Consider the following 19,265-nt stretch of genomic DNA (forward strand, 5'->3'; position numbering starts at 1 on the left):
AGGACTTCGGCAATGTCAGCCATACCCATCGGGGCACCCGGGTGGCCGGATTTGGCTTTCTGTACCGCGTCCATGCTCAGCGCACGAATAGCGTTCGCCAGCTCTTTACGCGATGACATTGTCCGCCTCCTGTTTTTCCAGCAGCTCGCTGAGCATCGTCTCCAGCTTTTGCTGGTCCTGGGCAAACAGGCGAATGCCCTCTGCCAGCTTATCAACCGCCATCGGGTCCTGATTGTGCAGCCAGTAGAACTCGGACTCGGTCAGCGGCGACGGCGGCACCTCACCGGCCTGCGGAGGCACCAGCGCAACGCGAAGATCGCCCTCCATTCGGCTGAGCTCCTCCAGCAGCGCAGGGGCTATGGTCAGGCGATCGCAACCGGCCAGCGCCATCACCTGCGCCGTTTTACGGAAGCTCGCGCCCATAATCACCGTCGGATAGCGGTGCTTCTTATAGTAGTCATAGATATTGCGCACCGAGACCACGCCCGGATCGTTCTCCGCCGCGTCGTCTTCCAGCAGATTACGTTCGCGATACCAGTCGTAGATTCGCCCGACGAAGGGCGAAATCAGCCACACTCCCGCTTCGGCGCAGGCGCGCGCCTGGGCAAACGAAAAGAGCAGCGTCAGGTTGCAGTGAATGCCTTCGCGCTCCAGCTCCTCCGCCGCCTTAATCCCCTGCCACGTCGCCGCCAGCTTGATCAGCACGCGGGAGCGGTCAATTCCGGCCTGCTCGTACAGGCGGATCAGCTTGCGGGCTTTTGCCACGCACAGCCCGCGATCGTAAGAGAGGCGGGCGTCCACTTCCGTCGACACCTTGCCCGGCACCTGGCCCAGCAGCTCGAGGCCAATATTCACCGCCAGCTTATCGCCGGCGTTAATCAGCCGCGTTTGCGCCGTGCCGCCCTGCTCGCAGGCCCAGGCGATAGCCTGCTCGATCAGCGGGCGATAGAGCGGCTGCGCGGCGGCCTTCAGGATCAGCGACGGGTTGGTCGTGGCATCCTGCGGATGGTATTCACGGATAGCGGTGATATCGCCGCTGTCCGCAACGACGGTGGTCACTTCTTTCAGTTTTTCCAGAATGGTCATCGTGATGACTCCTTTATTCTTCTGCGCGGGCCGCACCGTCCGGGTGAACCAGCGTTTCATAGTAATCGATACGCTGCACCTTCGGCCCGGAGCGCCCGGCTTCAAACTCGGCGGCAAGCCAGGTATCGACCAGCATCAGCGCCAGCTCGCTGCCCACCACCCGCGCCCCGAGGGTCATAATTTGCGCATTATTGCTTTTGCGGGCGCGATCGGCCGAGTAAACGTCATGACACTGCGCGGCGCGAATGCCGGGCACCTTATTCGCCACAATCGCCATCCCGATGCCGGTGCCGCAAAACAGCAGCCCGCGCTCAAAGGTGCCCTGGCGGATAGCCGAAGCCAGGTTAAAGGCGATATCCGGGTAGATCTGCTCATTTCCCGCCACGTCATGGCTGAAATCAACGACCTCGATATCTCGCTGCTGCAGATGTTCCTTTACCAGATTTTTCAGTCCGGTCGCAGCATCATCCGCGCCGATTGCGACTTTCAACATTTTTCTTACCTCATCAATGACAGCGTTAGTATCAAACTTATGTTCAGAAGCCGCTCGTGTGATGGATTCAGGCTGGAATTCCCGGCCGCTTAACTGAACTAAAGCTCACTAGTTGTTCGTATGTAATAAGGTTTAGCAAGAAAACGACGGCTAAAAAAGGGGGGATTGCACAAAAAATAGCTTTATTAAGCAAATCACGACCGCGATCACATATCCACCTGCTGAACATTTGATTGAATCATGTGATCTGATAGCGTTCATTTGTGATGGTACAAATGGCCAGAAACTGGCGGCTGGGAAACTAAATACAAATCATCTGGAGAAGACAAAATGAGCTGGATTTTTAACCGACCGTCAGACTTTGCCAAAGAAATGGTGGCGGGCTTCGTCAGCGCGCACGCGTCAATGGTGCGCCAGGTTCCCGGCGGGGTCGTGCGCAACACCCAAAGCCGGCCGGGCGGCGTGGCTATCGTGGTCGGCGGCGGATCCGGGCACTACCCCGCCTTCGCCGGCCTGGTGGGCCAGGGCCTGGCCCACGGCGCGGCCATGGGCAACCTTTTCGCCTCCCCTTCGGCGCAGCAAATCTGCTCCGTCGCGCGGGCGGCCAACAACGGCGGCGGCGTGCTGCTGATGTTCGGCAACTACGCCGGCGACGTACTGCATTTCGGCCTCGCCTGCGAGCGGCTGCGCGCCGAGGGCATCCCCTGTGAAACCATGGCTATTACCGACGATATCTCCAGCGCGCCGCTGGCTGAAAAAGAGAAGCGCCGCGGCGTAGCCGGCGATCTGGTGGTGTTTAAAGCCGCCGCCGCCGCCGCAGAGCGCGGCGATTCGCTGGCCGAGGTGCTGGCTATCTCCCGCCGCGCCAACGAGCAAACGCGCTCGCTAGGCCTGGCCTTCAGCGGCTGCACCTTCCCCGGCGCCGAGCATCCGCTGTTCACCATTCCGGAAGGGAAGATGGGCTTTGGCATGGGGATCCACGGCGAACCGGGTATTAGCGAACTGGACACCGTGTCGTCGAACGAGCTGGCGCAGATGCTCACCCGCACTCTGCTGGAAGAGCGTCCGCAGGCGATCGCGCAAACCAAAGGCGCGCGCATGGGCGTGATCATTAACGGTCTCGGCTCGGTGAAGTATGAAGAGCTGTTCGTGTTCTGGCACGACGTGCAGCCGCTGCTGCAGGAAGCCGGTGTCGAAGTGACCGATATCCAGATTGGCGAGTTTGTCACCAGCTTTGATATGGCCGGAATGTCGATGACCTTCGTCTGGTTTGATGACGAGCTGGAGGCCCTGTGGCTTGCTCCCGCCACCGCTCCGGCCTTTAGCCGCGGCTCCGTTCTGCCGCACGTTCCCCTCGATCCGCAGCAGCTGGCGCAGAGCGGCGAGGTCACCATTCCCCAGGGCAGCGCGGAATCGAAAGAGGTCGCCGTCAAGGTGATGGCGATGATTGACGCCGTCGCGCAAACGGTGATTGATAACGCCGAAGAGTTTGGCCGTATCGACGCGATCGCCGGCGACGGCGACCACGGCATCGGCATGGAGCGCGGCGTCGTTGCCGCCCGCAGCGCGGCGAAGAAGGTGCTGGAACGGGGTGCCGGAGCCGGTACCCTGCTACAATTCGCCGCTGACGCCTGGGCAGACGAGGCCGGTGGCACCTCTGGCGCCATCTGGGGCGTGATCCTCAATACGCTGGGCATCACCATCGGCAATCAGGAAAAGCCTGACGCCGCGCGGGTGGCGCTGGCCATCTCGCAGGCCAACGCCGGAGTGATGCATTTTGGCAAAGCCAAACCCGGCGATAAAACCCTGGTCGACGTGCTGCTGCCGTTTAGCCAGGCGCTGAGCGCGGCAACGGACGAGGGTCTCTCTCTCGCAGAGGCCTGGAACAAAGCCGAACGCGTCGCCCGCCAGAGCGCGCAGGATACCGCCCAGCTGCTGCCAAAAATCGGCCGCGCCCGCCCGCTGGCGGAACGCAGTCTCGGCACGCCGGACGCCGGCGCGGTCTCGCTGGCGATGATCATCGCCGCGGTAGGCACCTGCATGAGCGACAACCCTGAAACTGAACAACATCGGGAGAACGTATGCCTCTAAGCCCCATCGTCGGCACCAGCCATAAAACCTATTTTGGCTATGGCCAAACCCAGGCGTGGTGCCAGCAGGTTGCCGATCTGCTGCGTCAGCAGCCGGCAGCGCTGACGGCGCGGCTGCAGCTGTTCACCTTCCCGGCGATGCCGGCGGTCGCCGCGGCGCTGCGCTGCTTTGAAGGAACGGCTATGGCCACGGGAGCGCAGAACATCTGCGCCGCCCCGCCCGGCGCCTGGACCGGCGAGAGCAGCGCCGCCATGCTGCAGGAGATGGGCTGCCGCTACGTCGAGCTGGGCCATGCCGAACGGCGGCGCCACTTCGGCGAAACCACCGACGTCATTAACCAGAAGATCGATATGGCCTACGCCACGCATCTCACGCCGGTCATTTGTATTGGTGAAGACCGGCAGATGAGCGCCGAAGAGGCCGCCGCTTACGCCATCGAGCAGGTGCGGGCGCTGCTGGCACACCGCGGAGACGGCGCGCTGCCGCCGACGATTTTTGCCTGGGAGCCGCAGTGGGCCATCGGCGCGCCAAAGCCCGCCAGCGACGACTATATCCGCCACGTCTGCCGGGAGCTGCGCGCGCATTTGCAGCAAAAATACGGCCCGCAGCTGCAGGTTATCTACGGCGGAAGCGCGGGCCCCGGCCTGCTCAGCCGCCTGTGGCCCGACGTTGACGGCATTTTCCTCGGCCGTTTTGCCCACCGGCCCGAGGACTTTGCGTCAATTCTTGCCGAAGCGCAGAAGATAGCGGCCGACCGCCCGGAGAGCTAGCCGTCCTTGCCGAAGCGCGACGGGGTTTGCAGAGAACCGTCGCGCTTACCCTGCTTGAGGTAAAAACGTTTCTGATATACTTTCAGCAAATGTTCACCCCCTAAACATTAATCTATCGCGTGGAGAAAGCAGCCGAATGGAAAAATCGAGCGCGTCCCAGGAGTATGAGCTACTCACCGAGATTGCCGTAGCCTACTACTGCGATGAAATAACGCAGGAAGAGATTGCCAACAAATTTGGCTTCTCGCGTATTAAGGTCGGACGTCTGCTAAAACGGGCAAAAGAAGAAGGGATCGTCGAGATCAACGTCCGCTACCACCCGATCTTCAGCACCCAGTTGGAGAAGCAGCTCAAAGATCGTTTCCCCATCACCCGCGCGCTGATCGCCCTCGACCATAACGATGAAGAGGAGCAGCGTCGCCAGGTTGCCACCCTCGTCTCCAGCCACCTCAACAACATGCTGAAAGATAACGTGGTGGTGGCGGTGGGTCAGGGTCGCAACGTGGCGGCGGTCGCCGAATTTTCCGGCACCATCCAGGCGCGCGACTGCCGCTTTATTTGCGGCATCGGCGGCACCCATCGGCCGGGCGATATCATCAACGCCGATCATATCAGCCGTCTGCTGGCGAAAAAATTTGGCGGCAGCAGCGAGTCGCTGTACGCGCCGGCCTACGTCGAAAATATGCAGCTAAAAGAGCTGCTGCTGCAGAACGGCACCATCAAAGAGACGCTCGACCGCGCGCGCAAGGCCGATATTGCCCTGGTGGGCATCGGCGATATGAACGAAGAGAGCTACATGGTGAAGCTGGGCTGGTTCACGCCGCAGGAGATCAACGACGCCAGCATTAACCAGGGCGTTATCGGCGACGTCGCGGGCTACGACTTCTTCAACTCCCGCGGCGAGCACGTCAACACGGTGATGGACAACCGGGTGATTGGCCTGAGCGTTGAAGAGCTCAAGCAGATCCCCTGCGTGATCGCGATTGCGTCTGAAAATACCAAAGCGATGGCGATTATGGGTGCCCTGCGTACCGGGGCCGTCGACATCATCGCCACCAGCGCCCGCAACATTCGCACGATTTTAAGCATGAGCCAGTAATCCGCCGGGCTGATTGTTAGCCCGACAAATTGCCCCTCAGTTAATCAGAACAGGCGGAAGCGGTATTCAACGATCGCTTCTGAAGCCAGGGTGTGGGTTCGGGTGTAGCGGCCGTCGGTCAGCACCGGCGTTTTTCCGCTGCTTTTGTACGACCAGCCCGGACCAAACATCAGCCATACCGTCAGGTTCTTAAAGCGTGGGTCGGAAGGAATCCAGCGGCTGAAGGCGCTAATTTCGCCGCTGCGCACGTGATTGCCCCGGTAGCTAAACTGGGCAATATTGCCGGCCAGGCCGATCGCCAGCTCCGGAGTCAGCTGGTAGTCCGAGATATTCGCCAGCACCAGCTCCCGGTCGCGCATGTAGTCATCGCCCGCGTAGGCCATCGAGATAAACGTGCCGCGTGAGTTTTTGCTCATATGCCGCGGGTAAAAACCCACCTCGTTCTCTTTTTTAGCCTCGGTATAGCCGATGCCCCACCTGCTGCTCCAGCGCTGCGCTTTCCAGCTGGCATCAAGGGCGAAATGCCGGGCGCTATCATCGAAGTCGCGCTTGCTCGCGGGCATCGCGCGATACTCATCAAGCGCGCGGGTCGCATATATCTGCATGCCGATATTCAGCGGAGCCAGTGGTCTGAGATTGGCAAACAGCAGGTGGCGGCGCAGATAGCTATCGCTTTCGCCATAGCCATACTGCAGATCCAGATAGCGGCCTTTCCACAGCAGCTCGCCGCTGGCCAGGTGGTTAATTTCGCGCCCGGCGTTGGTCTGGAAATGCTTCTTGTCCGGCGAGTTGCGGTCCATGGAGTTTTCCACGTACGCGCCGCGCAGCGTCAGGTTGTCATAGCTCAGGGCGCCGCTCCAGCCGGAGTAGGTGGTCGGCGACAGCCGCGTCGAGGTCGAGATGACGCCATAGTTTTTCAGCACCTGCCAGCCCCAGCGGGCGTTAAGCTGCATATCCGCGACGCTGTACCTGAGCTTAAGATTACGCTGGCCAAATTTAGAGAAGCCTTCGGCATTATTTTTACTATTACCGGGACCGTTATTGTAGAGCACGCCGCGAGAGTTAAAGTAATCGCTGGCTCCCAGCTTAACGGCGCCATAATAGATAATATCGGCGCCGAATATATCGTTAAAATAACCCGACTGATAATCCACTGCGATCCCCTGCCCCCACGCATTATGCACGCGCTTAGGATTGGCGTTCTCTTCCTTAAGATATTTCCAGTAGTTTTTTAACGATAAGGTCATGTGCGAATCGCGGAAAAAAGGCTCACTAACCATGCCGTTCATTAGCGTGGAAGGCTGCTTATCTTCATTATTATTACCGCCCCAGGCGGCTGTCGAAGCGCTAAGGGCGATAAGCGCTGCGGTAACGCGAGTCAGATTCATAGTATCCCCCAGAGTCGGGCCGAACCGCATCCTTACCAACGACGGGTAATAATGAGATGCGGCCCAAAAAGAGTGCAGTAAGCGTTATTTTATTTTTCGCCGAGCGCCTGCTTTCCTGCCTCAACGTATTTTAACGAGCCGATCTCATCTACCCGATAGCGGCCGTTGTGATAGCTGATTTTGACCACCGCCGCGTTAGCTAACGGCTTATTTTTCGCCGGGTCATCGGTGAGATCGGAGATCATTATCTGCATCGCCGTACCGGATGAAATCGCCAGAATATTTTTATCGCCCTCGGCTTTCGCCTGCGCAAGCATGGTCGCCAGCGCCGCCTGAACGCGCTGCTTCACCTGGTCGTAGCTCTCCGTCATCCCCCTGGGATCGGCGCTGGCAAGCGCGTTCTGGCTATCGCGCACCGACAGCGTACCGGCCTTCATCTCCCGATACAGCGCCGCCGCGTCGGCAAGCCCCAGCTGACGGGCTCCCGCGGCGGCCATATCCCGATTCAAGCCGCCCTCGAACCCGCCGAAGAACGCTTCGCGAAGGCCCGCCAGCTCGGTCGGCCGAGAGTCGGCGATCCCCGCCTGGGTCATAATAACCGCCATCGTTTCGCGCTGCCGTCCGGCATCGCTGGTGTAGAAACTGTCGAATTTAATCCCCTTGAGCCCGGCACCTAAATAGCGCGCCACCCGCCGTCCCTCCTCGGTCAGCGGGGAGTCGGCCCATCCCTGAACGCGGTCAAAGGTATTAAGCAGCGTTTTCCCGTGGCGGGCAAAATAGATCGTCACGGTATCATCGCCGGCGGCCGGCGTTTTATTTTCCGCCGCCCAAGTGGCACTACTGGCAACCATCATTAAAGCTACTAGCCATCTTTTCATGTTATATCCTTGCGTTATTCACAGCTGTAATAAAAACAAAAAAACCCACGCCTAATAACGAAAGTGATAACCACCGCTTTCGCTATCTGACGTAGGTTTTGCCTGTATACACAGTAACAATCCAATTACGCCGACCATATCACCCTTGCGAAATAACACCACACACTTTTTCGTGGCAAATTAATAAATGTGATCGCCAGCAAATTAAACAGCGACAGCGACATATATTCCACTATATATTCACGCATCGGCTAATAAGCCTCAAACAAAAATATCGCCTGCGGTAAAAAGGCTCACGGAAGGAACCTGACTAATAACGATTTATTTATTGAAGCCGCTCACAAAAAATAGCCTTTGCCTGGACGAAGGCCGCCACATGGCGTATTTTCGTGGCTATCCGGGATTGTTACTGAACGCAGGCAAAACCTAAGATATCCGTCGCAGCGGCGCTGCTGGCAGGAGTCTTAGGTTTTTTTTTGCGTCCAATTCAGCCCTTCCATCAAACACAAGGATATAAAGTGAAAAAAATCATCCTTACCGCCGCGCTGCTCTCCGCCGTCGCCTTCTCCGCCGGGGCGGCCCGGCCCGTGCTGAAAATACTGATCGTCAACGACGACGGCTGCGCCTCGCCGGGCAGCACCTCGCTGCAGGACAAACTGGCAGCCAAAGGCTATGACGTCTGGATGGTCGCCCCCGCCACCAACCAAAGCGGCATAGGTTCCGCCATCACCTTTAAACCCGGTAAGATCTTCGACCTGCAAAAGGTCGCCGACAGGCGCTACTGCTTCCCCGGCACCCCGGCGGACGCCGTTGACTTTGGGCTTCATGGCCTGCTGAAGGACGCGCCGCCGGATCTGGTTATCTCCGGCGTGAACGACGGCCCCAACACCGGCATGGCGCAGGTCAATTCCGGTACCGTCAGCGCTGCCGCCCGCGCCGTGCGCTACGGCATCCCGGCGATCGCCGCCAGCATCGGCTATATCTTTAGCGCTGAGGAGATGAAAAACGGCTGGCCGGCGACGCATAAATACTGGCCGGAGTCGGTCGATTACGTCGTGGGCGTAGTCGATACTCTCAGCGCCAAACGAACCCCGGGCGCGCCCCTCTTACCCAAAGGGTCCGGGCTGAGCATTAACTACCCGCCGCTGGCAAAAGCCGAGATCAAAGGCGTGCGCTACGTCGATAACGAAGCGTTCCCGACGCCGCAGATCGGCTATCAGCTGACGGCCGACGGCAAGGCGAAGCAGACCCTCAACCCGGCGGCGCTCGCGCCAGCCTTCGACAATACTGACTCCGGCTGGCTCAACAAGGGCTATATCACCTATACCCTTTTTGACGGCGCGTGGAACGCCCCGCAGTTTACAGGCCAGTACAAAACGCTGTTAGGTCAGTAAACGCGCGGACCGCACGGGCCCCCTGACGCTGAACGTCGCCGGCAGAGCGGAAAAAGCTCGATTGGTTAAAAAACGGCGGAGAAGGCGCACGAAGTGAAGAGGAAGTTATAAATACAGCACTTACCATATTGTTTTTCAATATATAACGTGGTGCTAATGTCTGTACTCAGAAGCCTTCTCTTTTTCCTTGGCGCGGCCTTCGCCTCCGCCGTCGCGGTACTCTGTCTATGGATTGACGTACGGGTATTCGATAACAACATTGCGGAAATCTCGCTTACCGAAATCATCCAGGAGCTGGTGCTGGCGGCAATCGTGCTGATTCACTTCTGCCTGGCAAAGCGATATGCGCTGCTGCGCTACTGCAATCTTCTCGTCGGCGGGTTTTTCCTCGCGATGCTGATCCGCGAGCTGGACGCGGCCTTCGATCTGATCTCCCACGGCAGCTGGGTCTGGTTTGCCCTGCTCTCCACGCTGTGTACGCTTATTTATCCGCTCATCCATTACCGTCAAACCCTTGCGCAGCTGGCGCAGTACACCCGCACGCCATACTACGGGATGATGCTCAGCGGCCTGCTGGCGGTGCTGGTCTTCTCGCGCCTGTTCGGGATGCACGGCCTGTGGTTCGCCATCCTTGCGCAAGATTACGCCCGGGCGGTGAAAAACGCCGTCGAAGAGGGCAGCGAGTCGTTTGGCTACATGCTGTGCCTGACGGCATCGATCGGCTACTACTGCTATTTTCGCTACCTCGCCCGCACTTCGGCCGCGGCCAGCGCCCGATAGCGCGCTGCCGCAATGCCCCGGCGGCCTCTAGTAGTTCCACTTCGGCCTGGCGACGGTATTCTTCTTGAGTAAATTACGAAACTCTTTCAGATAGGGCTCGTTGCTGCGCCCGCGTTTGCAAATAGCCGAGAACGGCGACTGGAAGCCGAACTCGTTGGGCAGCAGCACCCGCAGCCGGTTCTCCTTGATCCACGGCCAGGCGTAGTGCTCCGGCAGGTAGCCGATATATTTCCCCGAGAGGATCAGCAGCAGCTGCGCATCGACCGTCTCCACGGTGGCGCTGCCTTTGCTGAAGCCGCGCCGCCGCAGATCGCTGGTATTCCAGTAGCTGCGGGTCACCAGCGGGCACTGGCTGATGTGCTCTTTATCGAGCTGGCGGCTGAAGAACATCGGGTGCAGGTCGCTGCAGTAGAGCCAGTGCTGCTCGCGATAGAGCGGCTCGCTGATGATGTTATGCACCTGGGAGTTGTAGCTGCCGATCGCCAGATCGATATGGTTGTTGAGCACGCCGTTCAGCTGCTCCGCCGGGGTGCGGATAATCAGTTTGATGTGCACGTGAGGAAACTTATCGCTGAAGCTGCGCAGCACCACCGGCAGCGACAGCGCGGTTTCGGTTTCAATCGAGTCGAGGGTCGAGATGCAAATCGTGCCGCTGTGCTCGCCCTTCAGCAGCGCCGACTGGCGCTCCAGCTCGCTCAGCTCGCCCAGTACCCGAATCGACTGCTGTAAAAACTGCTGCCCTTTTTCGGTCAGCGCAAAGCCGCCGCGCCCGCGCTGGCACAGGCTAAATCCGAGCTGACCTTCCAGCTGGGACATCGCGTTGCTGATCGCCGACACCGAAATCCCCAGCTCCTGCTGGGCTCTGCCGTAGCTTTCCAGGCGGGCCACCGCCTCAAAAATCTGCAGCTGACGAATGTTGAGACTGCCGTCGTTGTGCATGCTTAGTTCACCATTAAATGAACTAAGTATTTACAGCAGGCGATTTAAAGTCCAGCGCATCTTTCGCACTATCTCCTCATCGAGCATTGGTGACTCAGATTCAGGAGCTGAAATGGATAACGTCTTTCATCAACCGCAGAGTGGCAACGAGATGCCGCGCTTCGGCGGCCGCGCAACGATGATGCGCCTGCCTTTTATCGAAGATTTACAGGGCCTTGATGCCGCTTTCGTTGGCATCCCGCTGGATATCGGCACCTCCCAGCGCTCCGGTACCCGCTACGGGCCGCGCTATATTCGCACCGAATCGGTGATGATTCGCCCCTACAACATGGCAACCGGCGCGGCGCCTTTTGAATCGCTGTCGGTGGCCGATATCGGCGACGTGCCGATAAATACCTACAGCCTGCTCAAATCGGTGCAGATCATCGAGGATTACTACACCGCTTTAAATAGTTTCCCGCTCATCCCCCTGACCCTCGGGGGAGACCACACCATCACCCTGCCGATTCTGCGCGCCCTGACCAAAAAGCACGGCCCGGTGGGGCTGATTCACGTTGATGCCCACACCGACACCAACGATGAGATGTTCGGCGAGAAAATCGCCCACGGCACCACCTTCCGCCGCGCCGTCGAAGAGGGGCTGCTGGATCTCAAACGGGTGGTGCAGATTGGCCAGCGCGCCCAGGGCTACGCCGCCGGCGACTTCCAGTGGGGCGTCGACCAGGGCTTTCGTCTGGTGCAGGCGGAGCAGTGCTGGCACCGGTCGCTGGCGCCGCTAATGGCCGAGGTTCGCCAGCAGATGGGCGAAGGCCCGGTCTATCTCAGCTTCGATATCGACAGCCTCGACCCGATCTGGGCGCCCGGCACCGGCACGCCGGAAGTCGGCGGCCTGACCTCCATTCAGGCGCTGGAGATCGTCCGCGGCTGCCGCGGCCTGGACCTGATTGGCTGCGATCTGGTTGAGGTCTCCCCGCCCTACGACGTCAGCGGCAACACCTCCCAGCTGGCGGCCAACCTGCTGTATGAAATGCTCTGCGTCCTGCCGGGCGTGAAATATCCATAGGAGATTCAGAATGCAGCCAACCGCCCAGCCCACCCTGCAGCTCAAGGTTTTTCGCACCCTCTGGGGCGTGACCACCCCGTGGCAGCAGACCCTCAGCGAGCTAAAAAGCGTCGGCTGCTGCGGCATCGAGGCGCGGGTTCCGCCGAGCGCCGACGAGCGGCAGACGCTGGCCCGGCGCCTGCAGGAGTCCGAGCTGGAGTATATCGCCATCGTCTTTAGCGGCGGCGGCGTGATCCCGGCGCAGGCCGAGACGCCGCACCAGCATCTGGAGCGCTTAAAAAGCCGCTTTGCCGAGGCGAAGGCGCTGAACCCGCGCTTTGTCAATCTGCTGGCCGGCAACGACCGCTGGCCGCTGGCGCAGCAGGTGGATTTTCTCGGCCGGGCCCACGAGCTGGCCGCCGCCTGCGAGGTGACCTGCAGCTTTGAAACCCATCGCGCCACCTCGCTGTATAGCCCGTGGCTGACCCTCGAGATTATCCAGCAGCTGCCGCAGCTGCGCTTTACCGCCGATATCAGCCACTGGATTGTGGTAAGCGAGCGTCTGCTGGATGACCCCTGCGATGATTTCAGCGCCTTTATTGACCGCGTGCACCACGTTCAGGCCCGCGCCGGCTACGACCAGGGGCCGCAGGTGCCGCATCCGGCGGCGCCGGAATATCAGGCCGCGCTGCGGTTTCAGCAGCGCTTCTGGCAGCAGATCTGGCAGTCGCAGCGCCGACGCGGGTATCAGCAGACCACGCTGACCCCCGAGTTTGGCCCCGACGGCTATCTGCACCACCTGCCGTTTACCAACGTTCCGGTGGCCGATCTGTGGTCGCTGAATGCGTGGATGGCGGAACATGAACAGCAGCATTTTGCCGAGTTTTTATCGCTAACCGAAAAGGATCCGCAGCCATGAACGTCGCAAAAAGTTCTTTCACCGAGTTACCGACCATCGATATCAGCGATCTGGTCAGCGACAGTCTGGCGAAACGCCAGGCCGTCGCCGACACCATCGGCAAAGCGGCGCGGGAAGTCGGCTTTTTCTACATCACCGGCCACGGCATTGCCCCCGAGCTGATCGCCGGGATCCGCACGGCGGCCAAACGGCTCTTCGCCCTGCCGATGGAGCAAAAGATGCAGTACTACATCGGCCACTCCCGCAGCCACAAAGGCTACGTCCCGGAAGGGGAAGAGATCTACGGCTCCGGCAAGCCGGACCACAAAGAAGCGTTTGATATTGGCTTTCAGGCCGCGGATGACCACCCGTTCGTGCTGGCCGGAACGCCGCTGATTGGCGCCAACGAGTGGCCGCAGCTGCCCGAGTTTCAGTCCCGGGTGCTGGCCTACTATGACGCGGTATTTGCCCTCGGCCATCGCCTGTTTGACGCCTTCGCCCTCGCCCTTGGCCTGCCGGAGGGCTATTTCAAGGCGATGGTGACCTGCCCGCCGTCGAAGCTGCGCCTGATCCACTACCCCTTTGACGCCAGCGCCGAAGACGTTCCCGGTATTGGTGCACACACCGATTACGAGTGCTTCACCCTGCTGCTCGCCGACCAGCCGGGCCTTGAGGTGCTGAATGAAGATAGCGCCTGGATCGACGCCCCGCCGGCGAAGAGCGCCGCCGGAGAAGAGGCTTTTGTTATCAATATCGGCGATATGCTGGAAGTGCTAAGCGCTGGCACGTTTGTTGCTACAGCCCACCGTGTCCGCAAGGTGCCGCAGGAGCGCTACTCCTTCCCGCTGTTCTTCGCCTGCGATTACCACACCCTGATCCGCCCGCTGCCCAACTTTTTAACCGCCGGAGAGGCCAGCGACTACCAGGAGCTGAGCATTGGCGAGCATATGTGGAGCCAGGCGCTGCAGACCTATCGCTACCTGCGCGAGAAGGTCAACAAAGGCGAGCTGCAGCTCCCGGAACGCGCCCGAGGCACCAACACCTTTGGTCATCTGAAAAAACAAGCCCAGCAAAAAACCGTTACTAACCCGTGAGGATACATGATGAAAAAAACGCTCCATAAGCTCTCGCGCCGTGTGGCGGTGGGCATCGCCGTCGCCGCCTGCTTCTCTCCGCTGACCCAGGCCGCAGAGCTGCTGACGGATGGCGTATTTAAGGTCGGGATGGAGGTGACCTATCCGCCGTTTGAATCTTACGACAGCAATAACAATATCGTCGGCCTCGACCCGGAATTCGCCGCGCTGATTGCCGAGCAGCTGAAGGCCAAACCGCAGCTGATCGATACCAAATTCACCAGCCTGATCTTAGGGATTGGCAAGAAATATGACGCGGTAATCTCCGGGATGTACATCACGCCGGAGCGCCTTAAACAGGCCGACGCGGTGCCTTACGCCCTCTCCGGCGCGTCAATTATCGCCCTCAAGAGCGGCGAGATTCAGCCGAAAACGGAAGACGAGCTGTGCGGCGTCAAGGTGGGGCTGCAGCAGGGCACCAGCTGGGTCGCCAGCCTGAAGAATCACTCCGACGAGTACTGCCTGAAAAACGGCAAACCGGCGATCAGCATTCAGGAGTTCCCGACCGCCCCGGAAGTCTCCCAGGCCCTGATATCGAAAAATATTAGCGCGCAGTTAGAGATCGCTCCGGCGGCGCAAATTCTTGTCGACAAGAGCCGCGGACGGCTGGCGATTAGCTCCACCCGGCTGGTCTACCCCCTGCCGCTGGGGATTTACGTCAGCAAAGGCAATAGCGAACTGGTGGAGGCGATTAAATCAACGTTAGCCACCTTAAAAGCCAACGGCAAATATGACGCCATCATCAAGAAATACAACTTAGAACGCATCGATTAAATACGCTTAAGCCAATGCGCAACAGGAGTCGGTATGGAGTTCGATTGGGGATACTTTTTCTCGTTATTTAGCATTGGGGCATTCTGGCAGGCGTGCGTTACCGTCATCGTCGTCAGTTCATTGTCGTGGTTTATTGGCCTGGTATTAGGTTTTCTTTTAGCCTGCGCGAAGCTCTCCGGCCCGCGCTGGCTGAAGGTTCCCGTCGAACTCTATATTTGGTTTTTCCGCAGCGTGCCGCTGATGGTGCTGCTGGTGTTTGTCTATAACCTGCCGCAGCTCTTTCCGCTAACCCAGCCGCTGCTCGGGGTGCCGTTTATTGCCGGCCTGGTCTCGATGACCGTCACCGAGGCGGCCTATATGGCGGAGATTCATCGCGGCGGATTAATCTCGGTGGCAAAGGGACAGAGCGAAGCCGGCCACGCCTTAAGCTTCAGCTTTATCGGCATTCAGCGCCTGATTATTATCCCGCAGGCGTTCCGTATTTCGCTGCCCACGCTCATTAATGAATACATCACCATCATTAAGCTCAGCTCGATTTTGTCGGTGATCTCGCTCCCGGAGCTGCTGCTTACCGGCCAGCGCCTGTACGCGCAGAACTTCCTCGTGATGGAGACCCTGCTGGCGGTGGCGGTCTACTACGTGATGGTGGTAACGCTGTTTACCTGGCTGTTCCGGGCGCTGGAAAACCGGCTCGATATTCAGCAAAAGCGCCCGCAAACCTTCAACGACGCCGAATGCGAGGCCCTGCGCCAGGGCCTGAAAGCGCCGAGTCAGGCGGCGAAGGCCGAGCCCACCAGCGGCAGCCCGCCGGCCCTCGATCTGCGGGCGATCGAAAAATCCTGGGGCCAGCATCAGGTGCTGAAAGGCATCGATCTGAAGGTCGATAACGGCGAGGTCATCAGCATCATCGGGCCATCCGGGTCGGGCAAAACCACCCTCATCCGCACCATCAACGCCCTGGAAAACATCGATGGCGGGGAGATTATTCTCTACGGCGAGGATTACCTGAAAGGCGCGGCGATCGTCGATAAGCCGCAGATGCGCGCCGGCGTGCGCCGGATCGGCATGGTTTTCCAGAGCTTCAACCTCTTTCCCCACCGCACGGTGCTCGACAACGTGATGCTGGCCCCGCTGTATCACAAGCTCGCCGATCGCCGCGTGGCAAAGGAGCAGGCCCTCTACCTGCTGGATCGCGTCGGGCTGCTGGCCCATGGTGAAAAGTATCCCTGGCAGCTCTCTGGCGGGCAGCAGCAGCGCGTTGCCATCGCCAGGGCGCTGGCCTTGAAACCGGACATCATGCTGTTTGACGAACCCACCTCGGCGCTGGATCCGGAGCTGGTCGGCGAGGTGCTGAAGGTAATTCAGTCTCTCGCCCGCGAAGGGATGACGATGCTGATCGTCACCCATGAGATGGACTTCGCGTTATCCATTTCCGACCGGGTGGTGATGATGGAGAACGGCGTGGTGGTGAGCGATGTGCCGCCCCGGCGCATCCGCGACGGCGCCAGCGAGCCGGGGCTGACCCGCATCCGTGAATTTATGGGAGTACAATAAATGGCTACTGAACGTGAACTGCGCCAGGATCTGGCCGCCGCCTACCGCCTGGCGGCGCTGTTTGGCTGGGAAGATACCCTCTATACCCACTTTTCCGTGCGCCTGCCCGGCGACGGCGAGCCGCGGTTTCTGATTAACCCGTTCGGCATGATGTTCGACGAGGTGACCGCCAGCAATCTGATTGTCGTCGATATGCAGGGCAAGGTGGTGGAAGGCTCCGCCCCGGCAAACTCGGCAGGTTTTACCATCCACAGCGCGGTGCATATGGCGCGGGAGGATGCCCACTGCGTGATCCACACCCATACGCTGCCGGGCATGGCGGTCGCCGCCTGCCAGGACGGCCTGCTGCAGCTTAACCAGATCAGCACCGAGTTTTATCAGCGCGTCGGCTATCACCCGTATGAAGGGGTGGCGTTTGACCTCGACGAACGCGCGCGCATTCAGCGCTCGCTGGGGGATAATATCGCCATGATTTTGCAGAGCCACGGGCTGCTGTCGGTCGGGCGCACCGTCGCCGATGCGTTTTACATCATGTACTACCTCAACCGCGCCTGCGAAATTCAGATGGCGACCGCCCAGCTCGCCCCGCTCAGCCCGATTCACCTCATCCCGGCGCACCTGAGCCAGCACGCCTGCGAACAGCTGATGGGCGTGGAGCACGAGCGTCAGCAGGTCTGGCAGGCGTGGCTGCGCCGCCTTAACCGCCTCGACACCGCTTATAAAGAGTAATGCCTATGCCTAACCTGACTATCGTTGTCGACTGCAATGACCCACACTACGCCCGCGAGATTTGCGACGCGCTGCGCCTTTTTCCCCACGTGACGGCGGTCCTGCCCGACCATCCGGCGGCAGGTCGCGCGGAGTATGCCAGCTGCTGGTTTCCCGACCCTCAGATGCTGGCCCGCTCGCCGGGGCTAAAGCTTATCCAGGCCGCCTCCGCCGGGGTTGACCACCTTCCAGAATCAGTGTTCGCCAGCCAGGTGCCGCTATGCCGGGTGGTGGATGAAGATTTTCGTCACGGGATGTTCGAATACGCGCTGTGGGGCGTGCTGTGGTTTCAGCGCCACTTTGACCGCGCGCTGGCGCATCAGCGCGAGCGGGTGTGGCAGGGCTACCCGCAGCGGGCCGCCGCCGATTTTCGCGTCGGGGTGATGGGGCTCGGTGAAATCGGCGGCTACATCGCTACCCGCCTTGCCGGGCTGGGGTACCGCGTCTCCGGCTGGGCGCGGAGCGAAAAGCGGCTAACGGGCGTGCATTGCTACCATGGCGATACGCAGGCCGCCGGCTTCCTCGGCGAGCTGGACGCGCTGATCAACGTCCTGCCGCTTACCGAGCAGACCCGCGGCATCCTCGCGCGCCCCCTGCTCGACCAGCTCCCGGAAGGCGCGGTGCTGATCAACTGCGGGCGCGGCGAGCATATGGTGAATCACGACGTGCTGCAGGCGCTGGACAGCGGCCGGCTGGCGGGCGCGCTGCTGGACGTCTTCCCGGTCGAACCGCTGCCGGACGCCGACCCGCTGTGGTCGCATCCGCGGGTGGTCATCACCCCGCATATCGCCTCTATCGCCCCGGCGCAGGTGATCGCCCGTCAGCTGCTGGAAAATATTCAGCGCCAGCAGCAGGCACTGCCGCTGAAAAATCTGGTCGATAAGCAGACGGGCTATTAACACCTTGCAACCTCTCTCCCCGTCCTGCGCCGGCATCAGCTGCTACGCTTAATGGTCCGTTGCTTACACATTAAGGCCAGGGTTATGAAGATTGATTTATCGGGGAAGGTCGCGCTGGTGACCGCATCAACCGCGGGGATCGGCTTTGCCATCGCCAAAGGGCTGGCGGAGAGCGGCGCGGAGGTGGTGATTAACGGACGCAGCGAGCGCAGCGTTAACGAGGCCATCGCCCGTTTGCAAAACGAAGTTTCGGGCGCCAGCGCGCGTCCGGCGGTCGCCGACCTGAGCGACGCCGGGGGCGTCAATCAGCTGCTGCAGGCGCTGGTCGGCATCGATATTCTGGTCAACAACGCCGGCATCTATGGCCCGCAGGATTTCTATGAAACCGATGACGAAACCTGGGAAAACTACTGGCAGACCAACGTGATGTCCGGCGTGCGCCTGTCGCGGGCGCTGCTGCCGGGAATGGTGCAAAAGGGCTGGGGTCGGGTGGTGTTTATCTCTTCCGAATCGGCGCGCAACGTGCCGGCGGACATGATCCACTACGGAGTGACCAAAACCGCCCAGCTGTCGCTGGCGCGCGGGCTGGCGAAATACGTCGCCGGCAGCGGCGTCACCGTCAACAGCGTGCTGCCGGGCCCCACCCTTTCCGACGGCTTTGCCGACATGATGAAAGAGGAGGTCGCGAGGACCGGGAAACCGCTGGAGCAGCTGGCGAAAGAGTTCGTCATGGCCCATCGCCCCGCGTCGGTGATTCAGCGCGCGGCGTCGGTGGAAGAGGTGGCGAATATGGTGGTGTACGTCTGCTCGACCCAGGCCTCGGCGACCTCGGGTGCGGCGCTGCGCGTTGACGGCGGCGTGGTGGACGATATCGTCTGATAATACGGCGCCCGTCCGCCGGCTAGCGGTCGGGCGTTTTTGACGACTCTTTTACGCTGGTCATTTCGTACCTGCCCTCAGGATCCATGGCGTTGACCGCTTTTTGCAGCTCCGCCAGCGCAAACTTGAGGGACGCCACCTCCTCTCGCAGCGCCTGCACTTCCTGTTCCTGAGTGGTGCTAACCCGGCTGGTTTTGGGGAACGCTTCGAAGACGTCCTCTTCGAAAAACATACGAACCTGACGATTATCAACGTTGACCAGCTGGTACTTCAGCCGGCCGCTGTTGATCGCGTTATAGATAGTTTTACGACTCACCATCGCTAACTCTATGACGTCGCTGATTCGTAACATCTTGTCCCTCTTCGCTTCCGGCATCACCGTATTGAGCCCATCATTTTA

Annotated in this window: 20 protein-coding genes; 13 read left to right on the forward strand and 7 right to left on the reverse strand. The window is 60.1% G+C overall.

All coding sequences use genetic code 11. The annotated features are described in order from the left end of the window. The 3 genes from M2416_RS25615 to M2416_RS25625 form a co-directional block, all read right to left on the reverse strand. A partial coding sequence (locus M2416_RS25615) for a hypothetical protein (RefSeq protein ID WP_171996282.1) occupies positions 1 to 119 on the reverse strand: 119 nt, incomplete at its 3' end. Further along, a complete protein-coding gene (gene tal / locus M2416_RS25620; RefSeq protein ID WP_259227487.1) occupies positions 106 to 1,086 on the reverse strand; it encodes a transaldolase in 981 nt (326 codons plus the stop codon). The genes M2416_RS25615 and tal, both read right to left, overlap by 14 nt. A 13-nt stretch (positions 1,087 to 1,099) precedes the next feature. Next, the gene (locus M2416_RS25625) at positions 1,100 to 1,579 is read right to left on the reverse strand and encodes an RpiB/LacA/LacB family sugar-phosphate isomerase (RefSeq protein WP_045857825.1); all 480 of its coding nucleotides are present in this window, start codon (positions 1,577 to 1,579) and stop codon (positions 1,100 to 1,102) included. A gap of 330 nt (positions 1,580 to 1,909) precedes the next feature. On the opposite strand from M2416_RS25625, the gene M2416_RS25630 reads away from it, so the two are divergent. From M2416_RS25630 to M2416_RS25640, 3 genes are all read left to right on the forward strand, one after another. Then, complete coding sequence (locus tag M2416_RS25630; RefSeq protein ID WP_259227488.1) at positions 1,910 to 3,670, forward strand: dihydroxyacetone kinase family protein; 1,761 nt, start codon at positions 1,910 to 1,912, stop codon at positions 3,668 to 3,670. After that, a complete protein-coding gene (locus M2416_RS25635; protein WP_259227489.1) occupies positions 3,661 to 4,440 on the forward strand; it encodes a triose-phosphate isomerase family protein in 780 nt (259 codons plus the stop codon). Before M2416_RS25630 ends, M2416_RS25635 begins: the two co-directional genes overlap by 10 nt. A 136-nt stretch (positions 4,441 to 4,576) precedes the next feature. Next, complete coding sequence (locus M2416_RS25640) at positions 4,577 to 5,539, forward strand: sugar-binding transcriptional regulator (protein WP_045857819.1); 963 nt, start codon at positions 4,577 to 4,579, stop codon at positions 5,537 to 5,539. 44 nt (positions 5,540 to 5,583) lie between these two features. On the opposite strand, the gene M2416_RS25645 is transcribed toward M2416_RS25640, so the two are convergent. Further along, complete coding sequence (locus tag M2416_RS25645) at positions 5,584 to 6,927, reverse strand: OprD family porin (protein ID WP_259227490.1); 1,344 nt, start codon at positions 6,925 to 6,927, stop codon at positions 5,584 to 5,586. A gap of 89 nt (positions 6,928 to 7,016) precedes the next feature. After that, complete coding sequence (locus M2416_RS25650) at positions 7,017 to 7,805, reverse strand: histidine phosphatase family protein (RefSeq protein WP_259227491.1); 789 nt, start codon at positions 7,803 to 7,805, stop codon at positions 7,017 to 7,019. 518 nt (positions 7,806 to 8,323) lie between these two features. On the opposite strand from M2416_RS25650, the gene surE reads away from it, so the two are divergent. Together surE and M2416_RS25660 are read left to right on the forward strand one after the other, a co-directional pair. Further along, complete coding sequence (gene surE, locus M2416_RS25655) at positions 8,324 to 9,199, forward strand: 5'/3'-nucleotidase SurE (RefSeq protein WP_259227492.1); 876 nt, start codon at positions 8,324 to 8,326, stop codon at positions 9,197 to 9,199. A gap of 156 nt (positions 9,200 to 9,355) precedes the next feature. Further along, positions 9,356 to 9,979 carry a transporter gene (locus M2416_RS25660; RefSeq protein ID WP_259227493.1) on the forward strand — a complete coding sequence of 208 codons (624 nt, stop codon included), beginning with the start codon at positions 9,356 to 9,358 and terminating at the stop codon, positions 9,977 to 9,979. 27 nt (positions 9,980 to 10,006) lie between these two features. Here the strand turns inward: M2416_RS25660 and M2416_RS25665 are convergent, their stop codons facing one another. Next, positions 10,007 to 10,918 carry a LysR family transcriptional regulator gene (locus M2416_RS25665; RefSeq protein ID WP_259227494.1) on the reverse strand — a complete coding sequence of 304 codons (912 nt, stop codon included), beginning with the start codon at positions 10,916 to 10,918 and terminating at the stop codon, positions 10,007 to 10,009. A gap of 112 nt (positions 10,919 to 11,030) precedes the next feature. On the opposite strand from M2416_RS25665, the gene speB reads away from it, so the two are divergent. The 8 genes from speB to M2416_RS25705 all read left to right on the forward strand — a co-directional run bounded on the left by speB (position 11,031) and on the right by M2416_RS25705 (position 18,865). Beyond that, positions 11,031 to 11,981, forward strand: a complete 951-nt coding sequence (gene speB, locus M2416_RS25670; protein ID WP_076946104.1) for an agmatinase — start codon at positions 11,031 to 11,033, stop codon at positions 11,979 to 11,981. Between the two features lie 34 nt (positions 11,982 to 12,015). After that, entirely contained in the window at positions 12,016 to 12,879 is an 864-nt protein-coding gene (locus tag M2416_RS25675; RefSeq protein WP_259227525.1) for a sugar phosphate isomerase/epimerase family protein, read from the forward strand. Next, entirely contained in the window at positions 12,876 to 13,952 is a 1,077-nt protein-coding gene (locus tag M2416_RS25680; protein ID WP_259227495.1) for an isopenicillin N synthase family dioxygenase, read from the forward strand. Before M2416_RS25675 ends, M2416_RS25680 begins: the two co-directional genes overlap by 4 nt. A 9-nt stretch (positions 13,953 to 13,961) precedes the next feature. Then, entirely contained in the window at positions 13,962 to 14,765 is an 804-nt protein-coding gene (locus M2416_RS25685; protein ID WP_076946102.1) for an ABC transporter substrate-binding protein, read from the forward strand. Positions 14,766 to 14,798: 33 nt separating this feature from the next. Next, positions 14,799 to 16,319 (forward strand): amino acid ABC transporter permease/ATP-binding protein, encoded by a 1,521-nt coding sequence (locus M2416_RS25690; protein ID WP_076946101.1) that lies wholly within the window; start codon positions 14,799 to 14,801, stop codon positions 16,317 to 16,319. After that, positions 16,320 to 17,048, forward strand: a complete 729-nt coding sequence (locus M2416_RS25695; protein ID WP_045857798.1) for a class II aldolase/adducin family protein — start codon at positions 16,320 to 16,322, stop codon at positions 17,046 to 17,048. A 5-nt stretch (positions 17,049 to 17,053) separates the two neighbouring features. Further along, positions 17,054 to 17,986, forward strand: coding sequence for a 2-hydroxyacid dehydrogenase (locus M2416_RS25700; protein ID WP_259227497.1), 933 nt, complete (start codon positions 17,054 to 17,056; stop codon positions 17,984 to 17,986). Positions 17,987 to 18,070: 84 nt separating this feature from the next. Then, complete coding sequence (locus M2416_RS25705; protein ID WP_076946099.1) at positions 18,071 to 18,865, forward strand: SDR family NAD(P)-dependent oxidoreductase; 795 nt, start codon at positions 18,071 to 18,073, stop codon at positions 18,863 to 18,865. Positions 18,866 to 18,887: 22 nt separating this feature from the next. Here the strand turns inward: M2416_RS25705 and M2416_RS25710 are convergent, their stop codons facing one another. Next, on the reverse strand, positions 18,888 to 19,217 hold the full coding sequence (locus tag M2416_RS25710) for a hypothetical protein (RefSeq protein WP_076946098.1): 330 nt from the start codon (positions 19,215 to 19,217) through the stop codon (positions 18,888 to 18,890). Positions 19,218 to 19,265: the final 48 nt, after the last annotated feature.

It is taken from the genome of Klebsiella sp. BIGb0132 (assembly GCF_024810075.1).
Classification (GTDB): Bacteria; Pseudomonadota; Gammaproteobacteria; order Enterobacterales; family Enterobacteriaceae; genus Klebsiella; species Klebsiella terrigena.

Coding starts and splice junctions, on each gene's coding strand:
- tal (WP_259227487.1), bottom strand. CDS start 1,086: ATGACCATTCTGGAAAAACTGAAAGAAGTGACCACCGTCGTTGCGGAC.
- M2416_RS25625 (WP_045857825.1), bottom strand. CDS start 1,579: ATGTTGAAAGTCGCAATCGGCGCGGATGATGCTGCGACCGGACTGAAA.
- M2416_RS25630 (WP_259227488.1), top strand. CDS start 1,910: ATGAGCTGGATTTTTAACCGACCGTCAGACTTTGCCAAAGAAATGGTG.
- M2416_RS25635 (WP_259227489.1), top strand. CDS start 3,661: ATGCCTCTAAGCCCCATCGTCGGCACCAGCCATAAAACCTATTTTGGC.
- M2416_RS25640 (WP_045857819.1), top strand. CDS start 4,577: ATGGAAAAATCGAGCGCGTCCCAGGAGTATGAGCTACTCACCGAGATT.
- M2416_RS25645 (WP_259227490.1), bottom strand. CDS start 6,927: ATGAATCTGACTCGCGTTACCGCAGCGCTTATCGCCCTTAGCGCTTCG.
- M2416_RS25650 (WP_259227491.1), bottom strand. CDS start 7,805: ATGAAAAGATGGCTAGTAGCTTTAATGATGGTTGCCAGTAGTGCCACT.
- M2416_RS25660 (WP_259227493.1), top strand. CDS start 9,356: ATGTCTGTACTCAGAAGCCTTCTCTTTTTCCTTGGCGCGGCCTTCGCC.
- M2416_RS25665 (WP_259227494.1), bottom strand. CDS start 10,918: ATGCACAACGACGGCAGTCTCAACATTCGTCAGCTGCAGATTTTTGAG.
- speB (WP_076946104.1), top strand. CDS start 11,031: ATGGATAACGTCTTTCATCAACCGCAGAGTGGCAACGAGATGCCGCGC.
- M2416_RS25680 (WP_259227495.1), top strand. CDS start 12,876: ATGAACGTCGCAAAAAGTTCTTTCACCGAGTTACCGACCATCGATATC.
- M2416_RS25685 (WP_076946102.1), top strand. CDS start 13,962: ATGAAAAAAACGCTCCATAAGCTCTCGCGCCGTGTGGCGGTGGGCATC.
- M2416_RS25690 (WP_076946101.1), top strand. CDS start 14,799: ATGGAGTTCGATTGGGGATACTTTTTCTCGTTATTTAGCATTGGGGCA.
- M2416_RS25695 (WP_045857798.1), top strand. CDS start 16,320: ATGGCTACTGAACGTGAACTGCGCCAGGATCTGGCCGCCGCCTACCGC.
- M2416_RS25700 (WP_259227497.1), top strand. CDS start 17,054: ATGCCTAACCTGACTATCGTTGTCGACTGCAATGACCCACACTACGCC.
- M2416_RS25705 (WP_076946099.1), top strand. CDS start 18,071: ATGAAGATTGATTTATCGGGGAAGGTCGCGCTGGTGACCGCATCAACC.
- M2416_RS25710 (WP_076946098.1), bottom strand. CDS start 19,217: ATGTTACGAATCAGCGACGTCATAGAGTTAGCGATGGTGAGTCGTAAA.